Origin of the sequence: Pseudonocardia benzenivorans CB1190 (genome assembly GCF_000196675.2) — a bacterium.
Classification (GTDB): domain Bacteria; phylum Actinomycetota; class Actinomycetes; order Mycobacteriales; family Pseudonocardiaceae; genus Pseudonocardia; species Pseudonocardia benzenivorans.
Genome location: NC_015312.1, coordinates 1,357,816 through 1,372,784 on the forward strand (window position 1 = coordinate 1,357,816; position 14,969 = coordinate 1,372,784).

A 14,969-nucleotide genomic window follows, 5' to 3' on the forward strand; every position below is an offset into this window, starting at 1 on the left:
TTCCAGTTTTTTCGTTGCTGGACGCGAAGGGAGTCGGAGCATTTGCTTGGAGCAGGCATCGACTGGGCGGAATCGTTTCACGACGTGGCCTTGGGTCGCCCCGGAGAAGGGGTGATCGAACAATTCCGTATCGACCACACCGCAGCGGGAGTCAACCGGCTTGTGGCCCGTTGCCTGGAGCTGGAAACCGACCCGGCCGACGTGCGGGTCGTGCTGGAAACCCGACACGGCCTGTTGGTGGAAACGCTGGCCGACGCCGGTTTCACTGTTCTTCCGGTCAATCCGGACGTGGTGGCCCGCCGCCGCGGGCCGGCTAAAAAGAAAGACGACGCCGAAGACGCCAGGATCTGCTGCCTGCTGGCATTGGACCAGTTTCTGGAATTGCGGAAACTGATCCCGCACGGCGAGCTGGCGGGAGAATTGCGCACGATCGCCCGGGACGACGAACGCGCCGCCCGCGACGAGCGCCGGCTGCTCAACCGGCTGCGCGCGGACCTGCTGGCAACCTTCCCTGCCGCGCTGGCCATCGCCGGCGGCAACCTCGGTTCGCCGGTCATGCTCAAGCTGCTGAGCCGCTGGCCCGGCCACGACGAGCTCGCTGCGGCCGACCCGCACGACATCGCCGCGTTCGCCCGCGCCGCCAGCCACGGCTGGCCCGACCGGTTCGCCGCCCGCGTCGCCGACGCCCTCGCCGCCGACCGGCTGCCGGTGAAAGACTACCTGGCGCGCGCGAAAACCGGCACGATCGCGCTGACCGCGACCCAGCTGCTGGCCATCCGCGACCAACGACGGGCCTGGGAACGCCGCATGGCCGAACTGCTGCTCGGAACGGCCCGCCGCGGCCACGCAACACAGGCGAAGGAACCCGATCCGGGAAAAGCGGTCCCGGGCGGTGACATCTACCTGAGTTTCCCCGGACTCGGGGACCGGCTCGCCGCCCGGATAGCCGGAGAAATCGGAGACGACATCACCCAGTTCGCCACACCGAACGGGCTGCAATGCTACGGCGGAACCGCCCCGGTCACCCGCCGCTCCGGCCGGAGCGAGTTCGTCGTCGCCCGTCGTCTGGCGCACAACCACTACCTGGGCGCAGCCGTGCATCAGTGGGCCTTTTGCAGCCTCTCCCGCAGCGCATGGGCGCGGGAGTTCTACGACGGGAAAATCGCCGCCGGGAAGAGCCATCACTCGGCCCTGCGCGCTTTGGCGAACCGATGGCTGGAAATCTTGTGGCACTGCCTGGTCAAACGCATCCGCTACGACGAGACCATTCACATTCGCAACCGGCAGCAAGCCCACCAGCCTCCCTCGGCGGCCTGAGGTTGACAGAGGGTGTCTCATTCGGTCGTCTCTTGCTCGATGACGCGGAAGCCGGCGGCCTCGATCCGCTCGACCAGCACGGCGCGATCGGCGGTGCCCGGGTCGACGCGGACCTCGACGCGCCCCCGGGTGTGGTCGGCAACTACGCCGGATACGCCCTCGACCCGGTGCAGCACGGTGCCGATCCGCTGCGCACAGCCGGTGCACGACATCCCTTCCACCCGCAATACCCATGACTCCATCACGAGCCTCCTCCACGGTCCTGAGCTGCTCTTTCTCTCGTCGCAACCACGCTAAAACCTTGCCCAAGGGGTAAGGTCAAGGCTGGCCGTGTCAGGGAAAGGAGGCAGTCGTGGAGATGACTGTCGGTGCCGCCGCCGAGGCGGCCGGAGTCAGCGCGAAAGCAGTCCGGCTGTGGGAGTCCACAGGCCTGCTGCCGCCCGCCCAGCGCACCGACGCCGGCTACCGGACCTTCACCCAGGACGACGTGGCCGTGCTGCGGTTCATCCGCCAGGCCAAGGCGCTGGACCTGACCCTGGCGGAGATCAAGGACATCCTGGACCTGCAGCGCTGCGGCGCCACCCCGTGCGAGCGGGTCACCACCCTCCTCGACGCCCACATCGCTGAGCTCGACCGCAAGGTTCAGGATCTGCGCGCGATGCGCCGCACGCTCGTCGAGGCCCGCCGCGCCGCGCGTGACAGCCAACGCCGCGGCGAGGAGGCCCTCGTCTGCCGCATCATCGAAACCGCCGACGCCGGCTGACCCGCCGAGGCCGCACGTCACGCCGGATGTCATCTGGCTGACAGAGTCGTTGACGTGTCCTCGCCGCGGTCGAAAACTGCCGGGATACGTCGGGACCGGAGGATTCGGATGCACCGTCTTGCAGGAGTGGGCGATCAGATCGGCCCGATCACTCTCTACGACGTCGATGGCACGCCCGTGGAGCTGGCCAGCCTGTCCGACCGGCCAGTGCTGCTGCCGCTGGTCCGCTACTACGGATGCATGCCCTGCCGTGCGTTTCTCTCCGAGCTCAACGAGATCCGCGACGAACTGCACGACGCCGGAGTGCGGCTGGTCGGCGTCGGCGGTGCGGCCGACTACCAGGCACGGCACCTGATGGAGCACGGCATCGGGTTTCCGTTGCTGCTGGATCCGCGGCACGACCTGTACCGGGCACTGGATGTTCGCCGTATTCGCTGGTGGATGCTGCTGCAACCGGTGACTTGGCGGAACTACCTGCTCGCTGCGCGGAGGGCTCGGCAGGGCCGCATCACCGGGCACCCGCTCCAAGCACCCGGTCTGGCCATTGTGGACACCGACGGCACGATTCGGTTCCTGCATCGAGGAAAGACGCTCGGTGACTACCCCACGATCGAGGCCATCCGCTCAGCCGTCGGTCGAATCTCTGCGACATCGTAACGACTTTCCCCGAGCTTCTCGGCTGGCCACGGCGTACCAGACCGCGATCAGGGCGTAGCCGCCCGCGATGACGGCCAGTACTGGGTAGGACTTGCCGCTGTCCGGCAGCACGAGCGCGGCGACCGCGGCAGCGGCGACGAACGTGGCGTTAAACACCGCGTCGTAGAAGGAGAACACCCGGCCGCGGAAGCGGTCGGCGATGCGTGCCTGCTGGATGCTCTCCACACAGATCCTGCTGCCCTGCGCGACCACGCCCAGGACGACGGCGGCCACCAGCAGCGGCGCCATGCGGTAGGGCAGCCCGAAGGCCACTTGGACGACCGCGGCGACCGCGAACAACGCCGTGATCCACCCGCGCGACGACCAGCGCCGGGTGATCACCGGGGTGACGGCCGCGGCGAGAAGCGTGCCCAGGGCGGCCGCGGCGACGACTTGCGCCGCACCGGCGAGACCAGCACGCAACAGGCCGGAGTCGGTGAAGTAGTTGCGGTAGAGCAGCAAGGTGGCGATCGTGGACACCCCGTAGAACAACCGGTGCGCGCCGATCGCCACGAGCGCGGCGGCCACAGGACGATGAGCGGCCACCTCCCGGCCGCCGTCAGCGAGGTCGCGCAGAGTGCGCGTCAGCGTCCACGCTGCCGAGCGCGCCGCGTCTGTCGGACCGAGCGCCGTAGCGGGAAACGTGGCGGCCAGCAGCGCCGCCGCCGCGTACACACCCGCCGCGATCAAGGTGGACACGGCGGCTGCGGAGTCGGTGGCATGACCGAGATAGCGGATCCCGAGTCCTACTCCGGTGCCCACGGCGCCGCCGGTCAGCCCGGCGACGGTCCACACCGAGTTGGCCAGCACCAGCCGCTCACCGGCCACCACGTGCGGCAGGGCCGCCAGCGCGGCCGCGCTGTGCAACCGGCCGAGACTCACCGCCGTCAACGCGGCGAGGAAGAACACCGGCCCGACCGGCCCCGTCGCCGACAGCGCGATCGCCGCGGCCACCACGATCACGGTCCGGGCCGCGTTGCCGAGCACGAGCACGCGGGTGCGTCGCCAGCGGTCGAGCAGCGGCCCGGTGAACGGGCCGATCACGCTGTAGGGCAGCAGCAGCGTCGCGAAACCGGCCGCGGCCTGCCCCGCGGTGGTGGCACGCTCGGGGCTGAAGAAGATCGAGCCCGCCAGACTGGTCTGAAACAGCCCGTCGGCAGCCAGGGAGACCACCCGCACACGCAGCAGCCGACCGAATCCCGGAGTCCGCCAGAGAATCCACGGGGCCGAGTTGCCGGTGTCGGGGGTGTCACCGGGCCCGGCGCAGGCGCAGCAGGGCACCGGTGAGGCGGCGCTTGGCCGGTGTCTGGAGTGCGTCGCTCGACTCGGCGATGGCGGCGTTCCAGACGCCGTCGGACCAGGCCGGGTAGGGATGGATCATCGAGGCGAGATCCCGCAATCGACCGCGACGGGCGACAAGGCCGGTGAGCTCGGCGATCATCTCGCCGGCCCGTGGTGCGACGATCGTCGCGCCGAGCACCCGGCCCTTGGCGTCGAGGACGACCTGGGTGAAGCCGTCAGTGTCGTCTTCGACGATCGCGCGGTCGACATGCTCGTGGCGCAGCAGCCGGACCCGGACCGCGTCGCCGTGACGCTGGCGGGCTTGGTCTTCGGTGAGGCCGACGTGGGCGATCTCGGGGTCGGTGAAGGTCACCCAGGGAATCGTGTCGTGGTCGATGCGGCGCACCGGGGCGAGCAGCGCGTTGGTGGCGGCGATGCTGCCGTGCATCCCGGCGACATGGGTGAACGCCGGTGCCCCGGTGACGTCGCCGGCCGCGTAGATGCGGCGGTTGCTGGTGCGCAGCTTGGCGTCCACGGCCACGTACCCGTGCTCGTTCACGTGCACCCCGGCCGTCTCCAGTCCGAGCCCGTCGGTGCGCGGGCGGCGGCCGGTCGCGACGAGAAGCCTGTCGACATCGAGCACGCTCGTGCCGGCGCGGCCCGTGAGGTCCAGACGCACCTCTTCCGCCTGCTCAGCGGCTTTCGTGACGGTGGTCGAGGTCAGCACGCGGACGCCGTCCGCCGATAGCGCCGCCGACAATACGATCGCGGCCCGGGGTTCTTCCCGCGGCACGAGACGGTCAGTGGCCTCGATAATGGTCACCTCGGCACCCAGTCGGGCAAAGGCCTGCCCCAGCTCGCAGCCGATCGGGCCACCACCCAGCACGGCCAGCCGCGCCGGTAGCTCGACCAGGTCCCACACCGTGTCACTGGTTAGCGGCTCCACCTCGGCCAGGCCAGGCACCGGCGGGAGCGCCGGGGCGGAGCCGGTGGCGATCAGCGCGTGCCGGAACCGCAGCGACCGGCCGTCGACCTGGAGTTCGTCGGGGCCGGTGAACACCGCGGTACCGGCGATGACTTCGGCGCCGGCGTCGGTGAGCGCCGCGGGCGAGTCGACCGGCTCGATCCGCTCGATCGCCCCCCGGACGTGGGCCATCACGGCCGCGAAGTCGACCTGCGGCTCGACCGGAGTGATCCCGAACCGTCCCGCCGTGCGCATGCTCTGGGCGGCACGGGCCGCTGCGATCAGCGACTTGCTTGGCACGCACCCGGTCCACAGGCAGTCACCACCGGTACGGTCGCGCTCCACCAGCACCACCCGCGCGCCGAGCCCGCCGGCGGTCTTGGCGGCGATGATGCCGGCGGTTCCCCCACCGACGATGACCAGGTCGGCCCTGTCACTGCCTCGCGTCACGCTGCGCCCTCCTTGCCGAGCCCCGGACTCATCCTCAAGCACACCAGACCCGGCCCGCCCAGCGAGCGGAGTTTGTCAGCGACCAGACACTGCGATTGGCGCCATCGATACCAGCGGGGCGTCCTGGAATGAGCGGTCCAGGTTGGAGGTGCCCGGTGCCAGACGTCAAGCATTTCGATCCCTCGGCGGTCATCGGCGCGGTGACGCAGCTGCTGTGGCAACGGGGCTGGGCCGACACCGGGATCGCCGACATCGTGGACACCACCGGCATCAGCCGGTCCAGCCTGTATGCCACGTTCGGCAGCAAGCAGGACCTGTGCCTGGCCGCACTGCACCGGTATCTGGCCGAGCACGCGGCACCGGCCTTCGCCGCCTTGGAAAACGGCGGGCGAGGCTTGCCGACGATTGCCGAATTCTTCGGCGGGCTGATCACCGCGCGCTGCACGGGGCCGCGGGCTCGCTGGGGCTGTCTGGCCACCAATCTCCAGACGAACGGCACACCCCGCGACGAGGCGTTCCGGGACGTGCTCACCGAGCATCACCGGCGGGTGCGGGACGCGCTACGGACCGCGCTCGGCTCGGCTAACGGGCTGGGCCAGCTCCGCCCGGACCTCGACCTGGACACCGCCGCCGAACACCTCGTTCTGGTGGCGCAGGGCGTCAACCTGCGCTCGCGGGCCGGCGCGGACGCCTCGACCCTGCGCAGCGCGGTCGCCGCGGCCCTGAACGCGCTACGCCGTCCCGGCGACACCACCGACACGTGGCCGCGCTGAATCCGGCAACGCTCAACCCGACAACACGGAGGAAATCGATGACGGAGTTCACGATCCACGACGAGCACACCGCCCCGGCCGAGGTGGCCCCGGCGCTGGAAAAGATCCACCAGAGTCTCGGGTTCATCCCGAACCTGTACGGCATCATGGCCGAGTCGCCGCAGGCGTTCAACGCGTACCAGGGACTGTCGGAGCAGTTCCGGAAGACGTCGCTGCCCAAGGGCGGCCAGGACGTCGTGTGGCTCACCGTCAGCCGCTACAACGCCTGCCACTACTGCATGGCCGTGCACTCCACCAACGCCCTGCGGTCCGGTGTGGACAGTGAAACGGTCACCGCGCTGCGCAAAGGCAAGCCACTCGGCGATCCCCAGCTGGAAGCCATCCGCCGGTTCGCCCACGCCGTGGTCGCCGAGCAGGGCAACGTGCCCGAGGACGAGGTGCAGCAGTTCCTGGCCGCGGGGTTCGCGCAGCGGCAGATCCTGGACATCATCGTCGGCGTCGCGATGAAGACCCTGTCCAACTACATCAACCACCTCGCCCACACCCCGCTCGACGACGCGTTCACCGCACAGGCTTGGGAAGCCTGATGCCGAACCGCCCGCGCGTCGTGGCCTTCGACGTAGTGGAAACCCTGATGTCGCTGGAGCCGTTGCGACACCGCTTCCGCGAAGTCGGCGCACCACCGGAATTGCTGGAGCGCTGGTTCGACCGGCTGCTGCGCGACGGCATGGCGCTGACGCTGGCCGGGTACTACGAACCGTTTCCCACGGTCGCCGCGGCCGCGCTGCGCACCCTGACGCGCGGCGCGGTCGGCGACGACGCCGTCGAGCACGTCCTGGCCGGATTCGCCGAGCTGCCAGCGCACCCCGACGTCGAGCCGGCGCTGCGGCTGCTGGCCGAGCACGGCATCCGCGTGGTGTGCCTGAGCAATGGAGCGGCGCGGACCGCTCAGGATTTCTTACAGCGCACCGGGTTGGCGACGTATGTCGAGCAGGTGCTGTCTGTCGCTGACGTGCGCAGCTGGAAGCCACCCGCGCGGGTCTACCACTACGCACTGGAGAAGACGGGCTGCGTGGCCGAGCAGGCCGCCCTGGTCGCAGTGCACGCGTTCGATTGCCACGGCGCACACCGGGTAGGCCTGACCACGGGATGGGCCAGCCGGCTCGAAGGCCACTACGCCGCGATCTTCGCACCCGCGGACGTCGTCGGCGCGGACCTTGTCGAGGTCGCCCAAGGCCTCGTGGTGCTGCCTGCTGGTTCCTAGCGCCCGAAGTTGCGCACCTTGTCCAGCAGCGACCCCAGCAGACCTGACGACGGGCGGCGAGCGGGGCCGGGCACTGCCGCAGTCGGCCGGTCCGTGCCCGGCACCTCCACGAGCATCGCCGCCTGCACCTCGCGCAAGCTCGGGTTCACCAGCCCCTGCCCGCCGATGACGACCGTCGGCACGGTCTCGTTGCCCCGCGCAATCGACCGCACCGTCGCCGCCGCGGCCGGGTCTTCCCAGATGTTGATCGGTTGATACGGAATTCCGGCGCGGTCGAGCTGGCTCCGCAAATGCGCGCAGAACCCACAACCCGGCCGCCAATACACCACGACGTCAGGCATTCTCCGCGACCTCCCGAGCCGTCGAGCGCTGTCCCTGTACTGAACACGCCACATCAGCCGATGCGCGTGCCGAGTGTCTGCGTCACGACAGTCTTTCCCGGCCATGCAGTGTCCGGCCGCTGACACTGCCGCACGACCAGCCGACCGCGAGCCGTTAACCCAGGCACACCGGACACACGAGTCGGCGAGGAGGTCGCGGCATGGACACAGTGCTCAGCGAGATGGGAGCGCTGCTCCGGGCGATTCCCGCCCCGGCGGCATCAGCCGAGGACACTGCGGCCTGGTACGAGCGGAAAGCCCGCTTGTTCGACCACATCGCTGAGGCGAGCACGACGGCCGCCGACGCCGATCGCGCTGCCGCGGTGGCCGCTGCCGCGCGACGCCACGCTCATCGGCTCCGGCACGCCCCCAGTGCCGGCGCATCCTCGGCGGCGTAGCTCATTCCGGGGTGCGGGTTTTCGCTGCCCTACGACGGCGGCGCACGCCGACGGCCGCGACCACGATGACGGCAAGGGCGGCCAGGAACGGGACGACACCGATCGCGTCGATCCACCCGGCCACCGCCTGCTGAACGCTGGCCGCGGCGTCGATCACCGGGTCACGGGCGTCACCGCCACCGAAGTACAGGCGGGTTTCGTAGATTCCGTAGTAGCCGACGTACAGACCGACCAGAACGAGCAGACCACCGCTGATGCGGTTGACATAGGGCAACAGCCGACGCGCGCGGGTGGCGATTCCAGCCCCGGCCAGCGCGATCCCGGCCGCCAGCACACCCACCACCAGCGCCATGCCCGCGGCATAGCTGAGATAGGCCAGCACACCTCCGACAACGGAGCCGGCGCGGAAGGTGGCGGCGGTGACGGCCAGGAACGGGCCGATGGTGCACGACAGCGACGCGATCGCGTAGGCGAGTCCGTAGCCGAACATCGAGCGCAGCCCTGCTGTCGGCGCGCCTTTGCGGGGTTTGGGCAGCATCAGGGTGATCTCCCGGCCGGCCAGCAGCCAGCCGCCCAGCCCGAGCAGGGCCGCGCCGATCACGATGGTGACGATGGGCAGGTACCGCTGCACCTGGCTGGCCAGCGGCGCCACGATCAACCCGAACACGGCGAACACCACGAGGAAACCGGCGGCCATGGCTGCTGTCGCGGCCAGCGCCCTGCCCACCACGACCGATCGGCTCTGGCGGTCACCGGCGCCGAGCACGACCAGGGTCAAATAGCTGGGCAGCATCGCGAAACCACACGGATTCAACGCCGCCACCAGGCCTGCGGCCAACGCGAACCCCAGGGTCGAGGTATCCACCATCCGCCCTACGTCCCAGCGAGCTGGTGTACGCGGGCGGCGAGTTCGTCCTCGGACAGGCCGCTCTTGACCGTCTCGACCGTCCCGTTTGGACGGACGAAGGCGTAGGCGGGCTGAGAGGTCACGCCGAACCGCTGCCACACGGACGCGTCGGTGTCGGCGAGGTTGGTGAACGAGCCGATGCCGTACCGGGTGACGAACTCCCGCATTGCCGGCGCATCGCTGAGCGCGGCAACTCCGACGAACGTGACGGTGCTATTGGCCTGCGCGACCTTCTCGACCCCGGCCGATTCACCCTGGCAGACCGGACACCACGACGCCCAGAACCACAGCACCGCCGGTTTACCGGCCAAGCTCTCCCCGGAGAACCGCTGGCCGTCGACCGTCGTCGCGGTGAACTTCAGCGCGTCGGGCGCTGCGTTGCTTTGCTCGGCTGGCGCGGCCTGGCGTTGCTCGCCGCTGTCGGCCGGTCGCCCGCATCCTGCCGCCACGGCAATCGTGATCAGCGCCAGGCTCAGTATCCGCACGCCAGCCTTCACCGATACCTCCCGCTGCGATGACCGGCTCAGTCGAGCAGGCCGGCGGGAGCGAGTCAGCTGAAGTGTCAGCGAGCCGACCCTGTTCGTGTTCATGCGCGGCCCAGCGGCGTCATCACCCCGGAGTTCGTCGCGGCCGGTCCGGGTCGTCCTACCGGACACCCCACCCCGGGTGGGGTGGGAACACTCGATGGCGTCACGGCGTTGTACGGGTGATGACCGAAGGTGAGGACGCGATGAGCCAGGAACTGACGGCGAAGAAGCGGGCGGCGCTGAACCGCCTGAAGACGGTGCGCGGGCATCTGGACGGGATCATCCGGATGCTCGAATCCGACGCTTACTGCGTCGATGTGATGAAGCAGATTTCCGCGGTGCAGTCCTCGCTGGAGAGAGCGAACCGGGTCATGTTGCACAACCACCTGGAGACCTGCTTCTCCGACGCGGTGCTCGGTGGGCGTGGGCAGGCGGCGATCGACGAGTTGATCGACGCGGTGAAGTTCAGCCCGGCCCTGACCGGCCCAGACGGTCGCTTGACCGGTGCCGCCGTGGGTGAGCCCGAACGTGTCGAGGAAGGGAGCACTGCATGACGACTACGACATGTTCGGTTCCCGAGGTGTCTTGCGAGACCTGCAAGAACGCGATCGAAGGCGCGGTCGGCCAGGTGGCCGGGGTGGCCGCGGTGGAGGTGGACGTGCCTGCCAAGACGGTGACCGTCCGCCACGACGACCGGGTGGGACCGGACCAGCTGGTCGAGGTCATCGAGGACCAGGGCTACGACGTCGCTGGCCACCGGTGAACGGAATCGGCCGAGGAGGACGACCATGACACGAGGTGCGACCGAGGCGGTGCGCGCGACCGAGACCGCAGGCGCGGTCCAGGCACAGCGGGTCGATTTCACCGTCGAGGGCATGACGTGCGCCTCCTGCGCGGTGCGCGTGCAGAAGACGCTGGCCAAGCAACCAGGGGTGGACCAGGCACAGGTCAACTTCGCGACCGGTGCCGCGCACGTGGACTACCGGCCCGGCGAGGCCACCGTGGACACGCTGCAGGCGGCCGCTGATCGGATCGGCTATCAGCTGGAGCCGGTCACGCCCAGCCACCCCGCCCGCGGGGACGAGGAGAACGAGCGGGAGCGCCGGACGTGGCTGTGGCGGGTGTGGCTGGCCTGGCCACTGGGGCTGGCGGTGTTCGCACTGACCATGATCTTCGGCGACCAAGGCTGGGCACGGTGGGCCGCGTTCGCTGCCACGGTCCCGGTGCAGTTCGTCGCCGGCTGGCCCTTCCTGACGGTTGCCGCGCAGCGGGCGCGCACGTTTTCCGCGAACATGGACACGCTGATCGCGATGGGCACGCTCACCGCGTTCACCTACTCGACCTACGAATTGTTCGCCGGCGGGCACCTGTTCTTCGACACCGCAGCGTTGATCATCGCGTTCCTGCTGCTGGGCCGCTATTTCGAAGCCCGCGCCCGTGGCCGCGCCTCGGCTGCGATCAGCAGCCTGCTGCAACTGGGCGCCAAAAAAGCACGGCTGCTCGTCGACGGCGAAGAAACCTCCGTTCCGGTCGAGCAGGTCCGCGCCGGGGACCTCGTGCGGGTGCGGCCCGGCGAGAAGATCCCGGTCGACGGCGCGGTGACCGAGGGCCGCGCCGCGGTCGACGAGTCGATGCTGACCGGCGAATCGGTTCCCAGTGAGAAGAATCCGGGCGATCACGTGGCTGGGGCGACGGTCAACACCGACGGGGTACTGACCGTGCGCGCCACGGCGGTCGGCGCGGACACCGCGCTCGCGCAGATCGTGCGCCTGGTCGAGCAGGCCCAGGGCGGCAAGGCGCCCGTGCAGCGGCTGGCCGACCGGGTCTCTGCGGTGTTCGTGCCGGTGGTGATCGGCGTCGCCCTGCTGACGTTCGCCGGATGGGCGCTGTTCGCCGGCGACCCGGTCGGTGGGATGACCGCGGCGGTGGCGGTGTTGATCGTCGCCTGCCCGTGCGCGCTGGGTCTGGCCACTCCCACGGCGATCATGGTCGGCACCGGCCGCGGCGCCGACCTGGGCATCCTGGTCAAGGGCGCCGACGTGCTGGAAGGCTCTAAGAAGATCGACACCGTGGTGTTCGACAAGACCGGCACCCTGACCCGGGGCCGGATGCGGCTCACCGACCTCGTCCCGGCCACAGGCCAGGATCCGGACGAGGTACTGCGTTACGCGGCCGCGGTCGAAGCGGGTTCCGAACATCCCATCGGCGCCGCCGTTGTCGCCGGTGCGGCAGAGCGGAGTCTCCGCCTGCCGTGTGCGGAGGAATTCGCGAATGTGGCCGGGCACGGTGTGCGTGCCCAGGTCGATGGGCACACCGCCCTGGTCGGCCGCCGCAAGCTCGTCGACGAACAAGACCTGCGGCTGCCGGACGAGCTTGCCCGGCGCGCCGACGAACTCGAACAGCAGGGTCGCACCGTCGTGTATGCCGGATGGGACGGCGACGTTCGCGGCGTCCTCGGGGTCGCCGACACCGTCAAGGACGACGCCGTCGACGTGGTCCGCCGGTTGCACGGCATGGGCCTGCACGTCGCGATGATCACCGGCGACAACGCGCGCACCGCGGCGGCGATCGCCGAGCAGGTGGGCATTGACCGGGTGCTGGCCGAGGTTCTGCCGGAAGACAAGGTCAGCGAAGTGCGGCGGCTGCAAGATGAAGGCCGGGTGGTGGCGATGGTCGGTGACGGCGTCAACGACGCACCCGCCCTGGTGCAGGCCGACCTCGGGATCGCCATCGGCACCGGGACCGACGTGGCCATCGAGTCCTCCGACATCACGCTGATGTCGGGCCGGCTCGACGGTGTCGTGGAGGCGATCCACCTGTCTCGCCGCACGCTGCGCACCATCTACCAGAACCTCGGCTGGGCGTTCGGCTACAACACCGCCGCCATCCCGCTGGCCGCGCTCGGGCTGCTCAACCCGGTCATCGCGGGCGCGGCCATGGGCTTCTCCTCGGTCAGCGTGGTCACCAACTCGCTGCGGCTGCGTCGCTTCGGCCGTCGCTGATCAGGCGAAGGTGCCCAGCCAGGTCGTCAGCGCGTACAACGCGGCGTACGTGCCGACAGCGATCCCGAGGACGGCGAGCAGCCGCCACCGCCAGCGCCGCATCCCGGCGACGCTGCACTGGTTGCGGCGCCGCAAGGACAGCCACACCAGACCCGCCAGCACGGCCAACCCGCCGAGCCGGAACCACCACGCGTAGCCGTTGTAGAGATTCGTCGCCCACGCGAACGCGGTTCCGGCGGTCACCAGGCCGAGCAGCGCCAGCACGGTCGGGCCGACGCAGCAGAGGATGCCCACCAACCCGCCGGCCAGGCCGATCCGCCACACCGGCAGCCGATCGGCCTTGGTTTTTTCGGACGTCTCACGGTCGGACGTGGTCACGATGCTCCATTCGGGATACTGCCGACCATCTCAGCCCGGCCGCCCCGCGGTTCGCCACGGGAATGTCAGCGAGACGACACACACGGTCACGAGGTGGCGCGGCGGCGGAGCCCGTACAGCACTCCGGCGGTGACCAGGCCGTAGAGGACGTGGCCCATGAGGCTGAGCCACTGGTCGTTGCCGACGTGGAAGACCATGCCCTTCATCATCGGGTCGGCGGTCACACTCAACCACAGCGGCATGATCAGCAGCGCGCCGAGCACCCACCACACCACCCCGTACACCACACCGGCGCCGAGCAGCGGGCCGATCTTGCCGGCCAGCGGCCAGGCCAGCACCGCGAAGATGGCGCCGATCACCGCGGAGTTGACCAGGTGCACCACGAATCCGACGACGGCGTTGTCGACGCCGATGAGCATCCCGACCATCGGCAGCATGCCCATCATCGCCATCAGCACGCCGAAGACGACGCCGCCGGCTACCCCGGCGATGGCTCCGTTGGCGATGCGGGTACCGGTCCCGCTCAGGTGCGCGGTGGTGGACATGATCGGCTCCTCACTGCCAGGAAAGTGCTGTCAGGTATGGAGACGCCGTGGCGAAGCCGGTGATTGCGCTCAATTCGCGGGCAGGCGCTGGGCCAGGGCGACCAGCCGGTCGGCCGGGAGCGCGGCGGCGACCAGCACGTCATCGTGCGGGCAATACACGGTGATCCCGTCGCGGTCGACGGTCCACGGCATGTCACCGGGTGGTGCGTGCTGGGCGTCCTCGGGTGTTCCGACCGGCCGGTCGGCGTGCGCGAGGAGCACGTCGACGCCGTCGAGGCGGTAGTACTGCAGCCGCAGCTCGCCCACGCCGGCCCGCACGGTCCAGCCTTGCCCGTGGGCGACCGGCCCCGTGCCGGGCGGGATGGGCTGGCCGGTCGGCACGGGGATGCGTTGCGTGGCCGCCACCACCGCGGTGATCGCCGGCGGATCGGCACTGCGTCCGGGCAGCGCGAGTACGACCAGCCCGATCACCGCGGCCGCCACCGCGAGCGCGCCCGCCGCGAGCCATCGTCCCCGTCGGCGCGCCGGGCGGGGCCGGGCGGCCAGTCCGACCGCCATGCTGACCCGGTCGGCCAGGTCGTAGGGCGCCGCGTCCCGCAACCGGGCCGCGGCCGCGCGTCCGGCCCGGTCTTCCCGCACCGCGCGCCAGCAGTCAGCGCAGTCGAGCAGGTGCGCGTCGAACTCGGCGGCGGACCGCTCGTCCAGTTCTCCGGCGAGGAACGCGGCCAGCGACCGCTCATGCCTGTCCATGATCGCCTCCCGCCGGGTTCCGGGTGCCGGCCAGCAGCACGGCCAGCTTGCGCCGCCCGCGGTGCACCCTGGCCAGCACCGTGCCGCGCGGGCACTGCAGGATCTCGGCCGTCTCCCGCACGGTGTAGCCGGCCACGTCCATCAGCAGCACGCACCACCGCTGTGGCTCCGGCAGCCGTGCCAGCGCTGTCTCGATCTCGGCTCGGTCCAGCGTGGCGATCGCCTGCTCGTCCACTGCGTCCGGGGCGACGACCTCGCCGGCCTCGGATTCCGGCACCTCGACCGGCCGACGCGACGCTGATCGGGCCTGCGAACGGGCCAGGTTCAGGCAGATCGCCGCCAGCCACGCCCGCGTGTTGTCGCCGTGGTGCTGATCGAAGTGGGTGAACGCCCGCAGGTAGGTTTCCTGCACCAGGTCGTCGGCCTGCGCCGGGTCGGCCGCCGCGTGCCGCGCGATCCGGTACAGGGCCTCCAGATGCGGCAGGGTCGCGTCCAGGAACGCCCGGTGTGCCTCACCGCCGTTGCCACGCATCCGCCCGGTCCCATCTACCCGCACATCACCATAGACGCCAGG

20 protein-coding genes are annotated in these 14,969 nt (G+C 70.1%); 10 read left to right on the plus strand and 10 right to left on the minus strand.

The window, feature by feature from the left end; translation table 11 throughout:
• The first annotated feature begins 42 nt into the window (after positions 1 to 42).
• Entirely contained in the window at positions 43 to 1,317 is a 1,275-nt protein-coding gene (locus tag PSED_RS06565) for an IS110 family transposase (RefSeq protein ID WP_037367968.1), read from the plus strand.
• A gap of 17 nt (positions 1,318 to 1,334) precedes the next feature.
• On the opposite strand, the gene PSED_RS06570 is transcribed toward PSED_RS06565, so the two are convergent.
• Positions 1,335 to 1,559 (minus strand): heavy-metal-associated domain-containing protein, encoded by a 225-nt coding sequence (locus PSED_RS06570; protein WP_013673468.1) that lies wholly within the window; start codon positions 1,557 to 1,559, stop codon positions 1,335 to 1,337.
• Between the two features lie 116 nt (positions 1,560 to 1,675).
• Between PSED_RS06570 and PSED_RS06575 the strand changes: the two genes are divergently transcribed.
• On the plus strand, positions 1,676 to 2,080 hold the full coding sequence (locus PSED_RS06575; RefSeq protein WP_233899430.1) for a MerR family transcriptional regulator: 405 nt from the start codon (positions 1,676 to 1,678) through the stop codon (positions 2,078 to 2,080).
• Positions 2,081 to 2,206: 126 nt separating this feature from the next.
• Positions 2,207 to 2,737 carry a peroxiredoxin-like family protein gene (locus PSED_RS06580; protein ID WP_041759359.1) on the plus strand — a complete coding sequence of 177 codons (531 nt, stop codon included), beginning with the start codon at positions 2,207 to 2,209 and terminating at the stop codon, positions 2,735 to 2,737.
• Here PSED_RS06580 and PSED_RS06585 read toward each other — a convergent pair.
• Entirely contained in the window at positions 2,705 to 3,955 is a 1,251-nt protein-coding gene (locus tag PSED_RS06585) for an MFS transporter (protein WP_143271422.1), read from the minus strand. The genes PSED_RS06580 and PSED_RS06585 overlap by 33 nt on opposite strands.
• A gap of 70 nt (positions 3,956 to 4,025) precedes the next feature.
• Positions 4,026 to 5,513 carry a dihydrolipoyl dehydrogenase family protein gene (locus tag PSED_RS06590; protein WP_202946354.1) on the minus strand — a complete coding sequence of 496 codons (1,488 nt, stop codon included), beginning with the start codon at positions 5,511 to 5,513 and terminating at the stop codon, positions 4,026 to 4,028.
• A 113-nt stretch (positions 5,514 to 5,626) separates the two neighbouring features.
• Between PSED_RS06590 and PSED_RS06595 the strand changes: the two genes are divergently transcribed.
• Genes PSED_RS06595 through PSED_RS06605 form a run of 3 tightly spaced genes read left to right on the plus strand, consistent with a single transcriptional unit; the run spans position 5,627 to position 7,508 of the window.
• Complete coding sequence (locus PSED_RS06595) at positions 5,627 to 6,244, plus strand: TetR/AcrR family transcriptional regulator (RefSeq protein WP_013673473.1); 618 nt, start codon at positions 5,627 to 5,629, stop codon at positions 6,242 to 6,244.
• Between the two features lie 38 nt (positions 6,245 to 6,282).
• Complete coding sequence (locus PSED_RS06600) at positions 6,283 to 6,831, plus strand: carboxymuconolactone decarboxylase family protein (protein WP_013673474.1); 549 nt, start codon at positions 6,283 to 6,285, stop codon at positions 6,829 to 6,831.
• On the plus strand, positions 6,831 to 7,508 hold the full coding sequence (locus PSED_RS06605; RefSeq protein ID WP_013673475.1) for a haloacid dehalogenase type II: 678 nt from the start codon (positions 6,831 to 6,833) through the stop codon (positions 7,506 to 7,508). Before PSED_RS06600 ends, PSED_RS06605 begins: the two co-directional genes overlap by 1 nt.
• Here PSED_RS06605 and PSED_RS06610 read toward each other — a convergent pair.
• Positions 7,505 to 7,849 carry a glutaredoxin domain-containing protein gene (locus tag PSED_RS06610; RefSeq protein ID WP_013673476.1) on the minus strand — a complete coding sequence of 115 codons (345 nt, stop codon included), beginning with the start codon at positions 7,847 to 7,849 and terminating at the stop codon, positions 7,505 to 7,507. The genes PSED_RS06605 and PSED_RS06610 overlap by 4 nt on opposite strands.
• A gap of 200 nt (positions 7,850 to 8,049) precedes the next feature.
• Here PSED_RS06610 and PSED_RS06615 point away from each other — a divergent pair, with 200 nt between their 5' ends.
• Positions 8,050 to 8,286, plus strand: coding sequence for a hypothetical protein (locus PSED_RS06615; RefSeq protein WP_013673477.1), 237 nt, complete (start codon positions 8,050 to 8,052; stop codon positions 8,284 to 8,286).
• Between the two features lies 1 nt (position 8,287).
• Here the strand turns inward: PSED_RS06615 and PSED_RS06620 are convergent, their stop codons facing one another.
• Both PSED_RS06620 and PSED_RS06625 read right to left on the minus strand, forming a co-directional pair.
• On the minus strand, positions 8,288 to 9,154 hold the full coding sequence (locus PSED_RS06620) for a cytochrome c biogenesis CcdA family protein (protein ID WP_013673478.1): 867 nt from the start codon (positions 9,152 to 9,154) through the stop codon (positions 8,288 to 8,290).
• 5 nt (positions 9,155 to 9,159) lie between these two features.
• Positions 9,160 to 9,690, minus strand: a complete 531-nt coding sequence (locus tag PSED_RS06625) for a protein disulfide oxidoreductase (protein WP_013673479.1) — start codon at positions 9,688 to 9,690, stop codon at positions 9,160 to 9,162.
• Positions 9,691 to 9,923: 233 nt separating this feature from the next.
• Between PSED_RS06625 and PSED_RS06630 the strand changes: the two genes are divergently transcribed.
• The 3 genes from PSED_RS06630 to PSED_RS06640 are packed head-to-tail and all read left to right on the plus strand — an operon-like array spanning position 9,924 to position 12,722.
• Positions 9,924 to 10,274 (plus strand): metal-sensitive transcriptional regulator, encoded by a 351-nt coding sequence (locus tag PSED_RS06630; RefSeq protein WP_013673480.1) that lies wholly within the window; start codon positions 9,924 to 9,926, stop codon positions 10,272 to 10,274.
• Entirely contained in the window at positions 10,271 to 10,483 is a 213-nt protein-coding gene (locus PSED_RS06635; protein WP_013673481.1) for a cation transporter, read from the plus strand. The genes PSED_RS06630 and PSED_RS06635 overlap by 4 nt, the downstream gene beginning before the upstream one ends.
• 25 nt (positions 10,484 to 10,508) lie before the next feature.
• Positions 10,509 to 12,722 carry a heavy metal translocating P-type ATPase gene (locus PSED_RS06640; RefSeq protein WP_013673482.1) on the plus strand — a complete coding sequence of 738 codons (2,214 nt, stop codon included), beginning with the start codon at positions 10,509 to 10,511 and terminating at the stop codon, positions 12,720 to 12,722.
• Here the strand turns inward: PSED_RS06640 and PSED_RS06645 are convergent, their stop codons facing one another.
• The 4 genes from PSED_RS06645 to PSED_RS06660 all read right to left on the minus strand — a co-directional run bounded on the left by PSED_RS06645 (position 12,723) and on the right by PSED_RS06660 (position 14,927).
• On the minus strand, positions 12,723 to 13,100 hold the full coding sequence (locus PSED_RS06645; protein ID WP_013673483.1) for a hypothetical protein: 378 nt from the start codon (positions 13,098 to 13,100) through the stop codon (positions 12,723 to 12,725).
• A gap of 86 nt (positions 13,101 to 13,186) precedes the next feature.
• Positions 13,187 to 13,645: a hypothetical protein gene (locus tag PSED_RS06650; protein ID WP_013673484.1), complete on the minus strand. Its 459-nt coding sequence runs from the start codon at positions 13,643 to 13,645 to the stop codon at positions 13,187 to 13,189.
• Between the two features lie 69 nt (positions 13,646 to 13,714).
• The gene (locus PSED_RS06655) at positions 13,715 to 14,395 is read right to left on the minus strand and encodes a zf-HC2 domain-containing protein (protein WP_013673485.1); all 681 of its coding nucleotides are present in this window, start codon (positions 14,393 to 14,395) and stop codon (positions 13,715 to 13,717) included.
• Complete coding sequence (locus PSED_RS06660) at positions 14,382 to 14,927, minus strand: RNA polymerase sigma factor (RefSeq protein ID WP_013673486.1); 546 nt, start codon at positions 14,925 to 14,927, stop codon at positions 14,382 to 14,384. The genes PSED_RS06655 and PSED_RS06660 overlap by 14 nt, the downstream gene beginning before the upstream one ends.
• Positions 14,928 to 14,969: the final 42 nt, after the last annotated feature.

Excerpts from the sequence above, each read along its gene's own strand:
- PSED_RS06660 (WP_013673486.1), bottom strand. The coding sequence starts at position 14,927 with ATGCGTGGCAACGGCGGTGAGGCACACCGGGCGTTCCTGGACGCGACC.
- PSED_RS06610 (WP_013673476.1), bottom strand. The coding sequence starts at position 7,849 with ATGCCTGACGTCGTGGTGTATTGGCGGCCGGGTTGTGGGTTCTGCGCG.
- PSED_RS06620 (WP_013673478.1), bottom strand. The coding sequence starts at position 9,154 with ATGGTGGATACCTCGACCCTGGGGTTCGCGTTGGCCGCAGGCCTGGTG.
- PSED_RS06635 (WP_013673481.1), top strand. The coding sequence starts at position 10,271 with ATGACGACTACGACATGTTCGGTTCCCGAGGTGTCTTGCGAGACCTGC.
- PSED_RS06575 (WP_233899430.1), top strand. The coding sequence starts at position 1,676 with ATGACTGTCGGTGCCGCCGCCGAGGCGGCCGGAGTCAGCGCGAAAGCA.
- PSED_RS06600 (WP_013673474.1), top strand. The coding sequence starts at position 6,283 with ATGACGGAGTTCACGATCCACGACGAGCACACCGCCCCGGCCGAGGTG.
- PSED_RS06655 (WP_013673485.1), bottom strand. The coding sequence starts at position 14,395 with ATGGACAGGCATGAGCGGTCGCTGGCCGCGTTCCTCGCCGGAGAACTG.
- PSED_RS06605 (WP_013673475.1), top strand. The coding sequence starts at position 6,831 with ATGCCGAACCGCCCGCGCGTCGTGGCCTTCGACGTAGTGGAAACCCTG.
- PSED_RS06630 (WP_013673480.1), top strand. The coding sequence starts at position 9,924 with ATGAGCCAGGAACTGACGGCGAAGAAGCGGGCGGCGCTGAACCGCCTG.
- PSED_RS06570 (WP_013673468.1), bottom strand. The coding sequence starts at position 1,559 with ATGGAGTCATGGGTATTGCGGGTGGAAGGGATGTCGTGCACCGGCTGT.
- PSED_RS06615 (WP_013673477.1), top strand. The coding sequence starts at position 8,050 with ATGGACACAGTGCTCAGCGAGATGGGAGCGCTGCTCCGGGCGATTCCC.
- PSED_RS06640 (WP_013673482.1), top strand. The coding sequence starts at position 10,509 with ATGACACGAGGTGCGACCGAGGCGGTGCGCGCGACCGAGACCGCAGGC.
- PSED_RS06650 (WP_013673484.1), bottom strand. The coding sequence starts at position 13,645 with ATGTCCACCACCGCGCACCTGAGCGGGACCGGTACCCGCATCGCCAAC.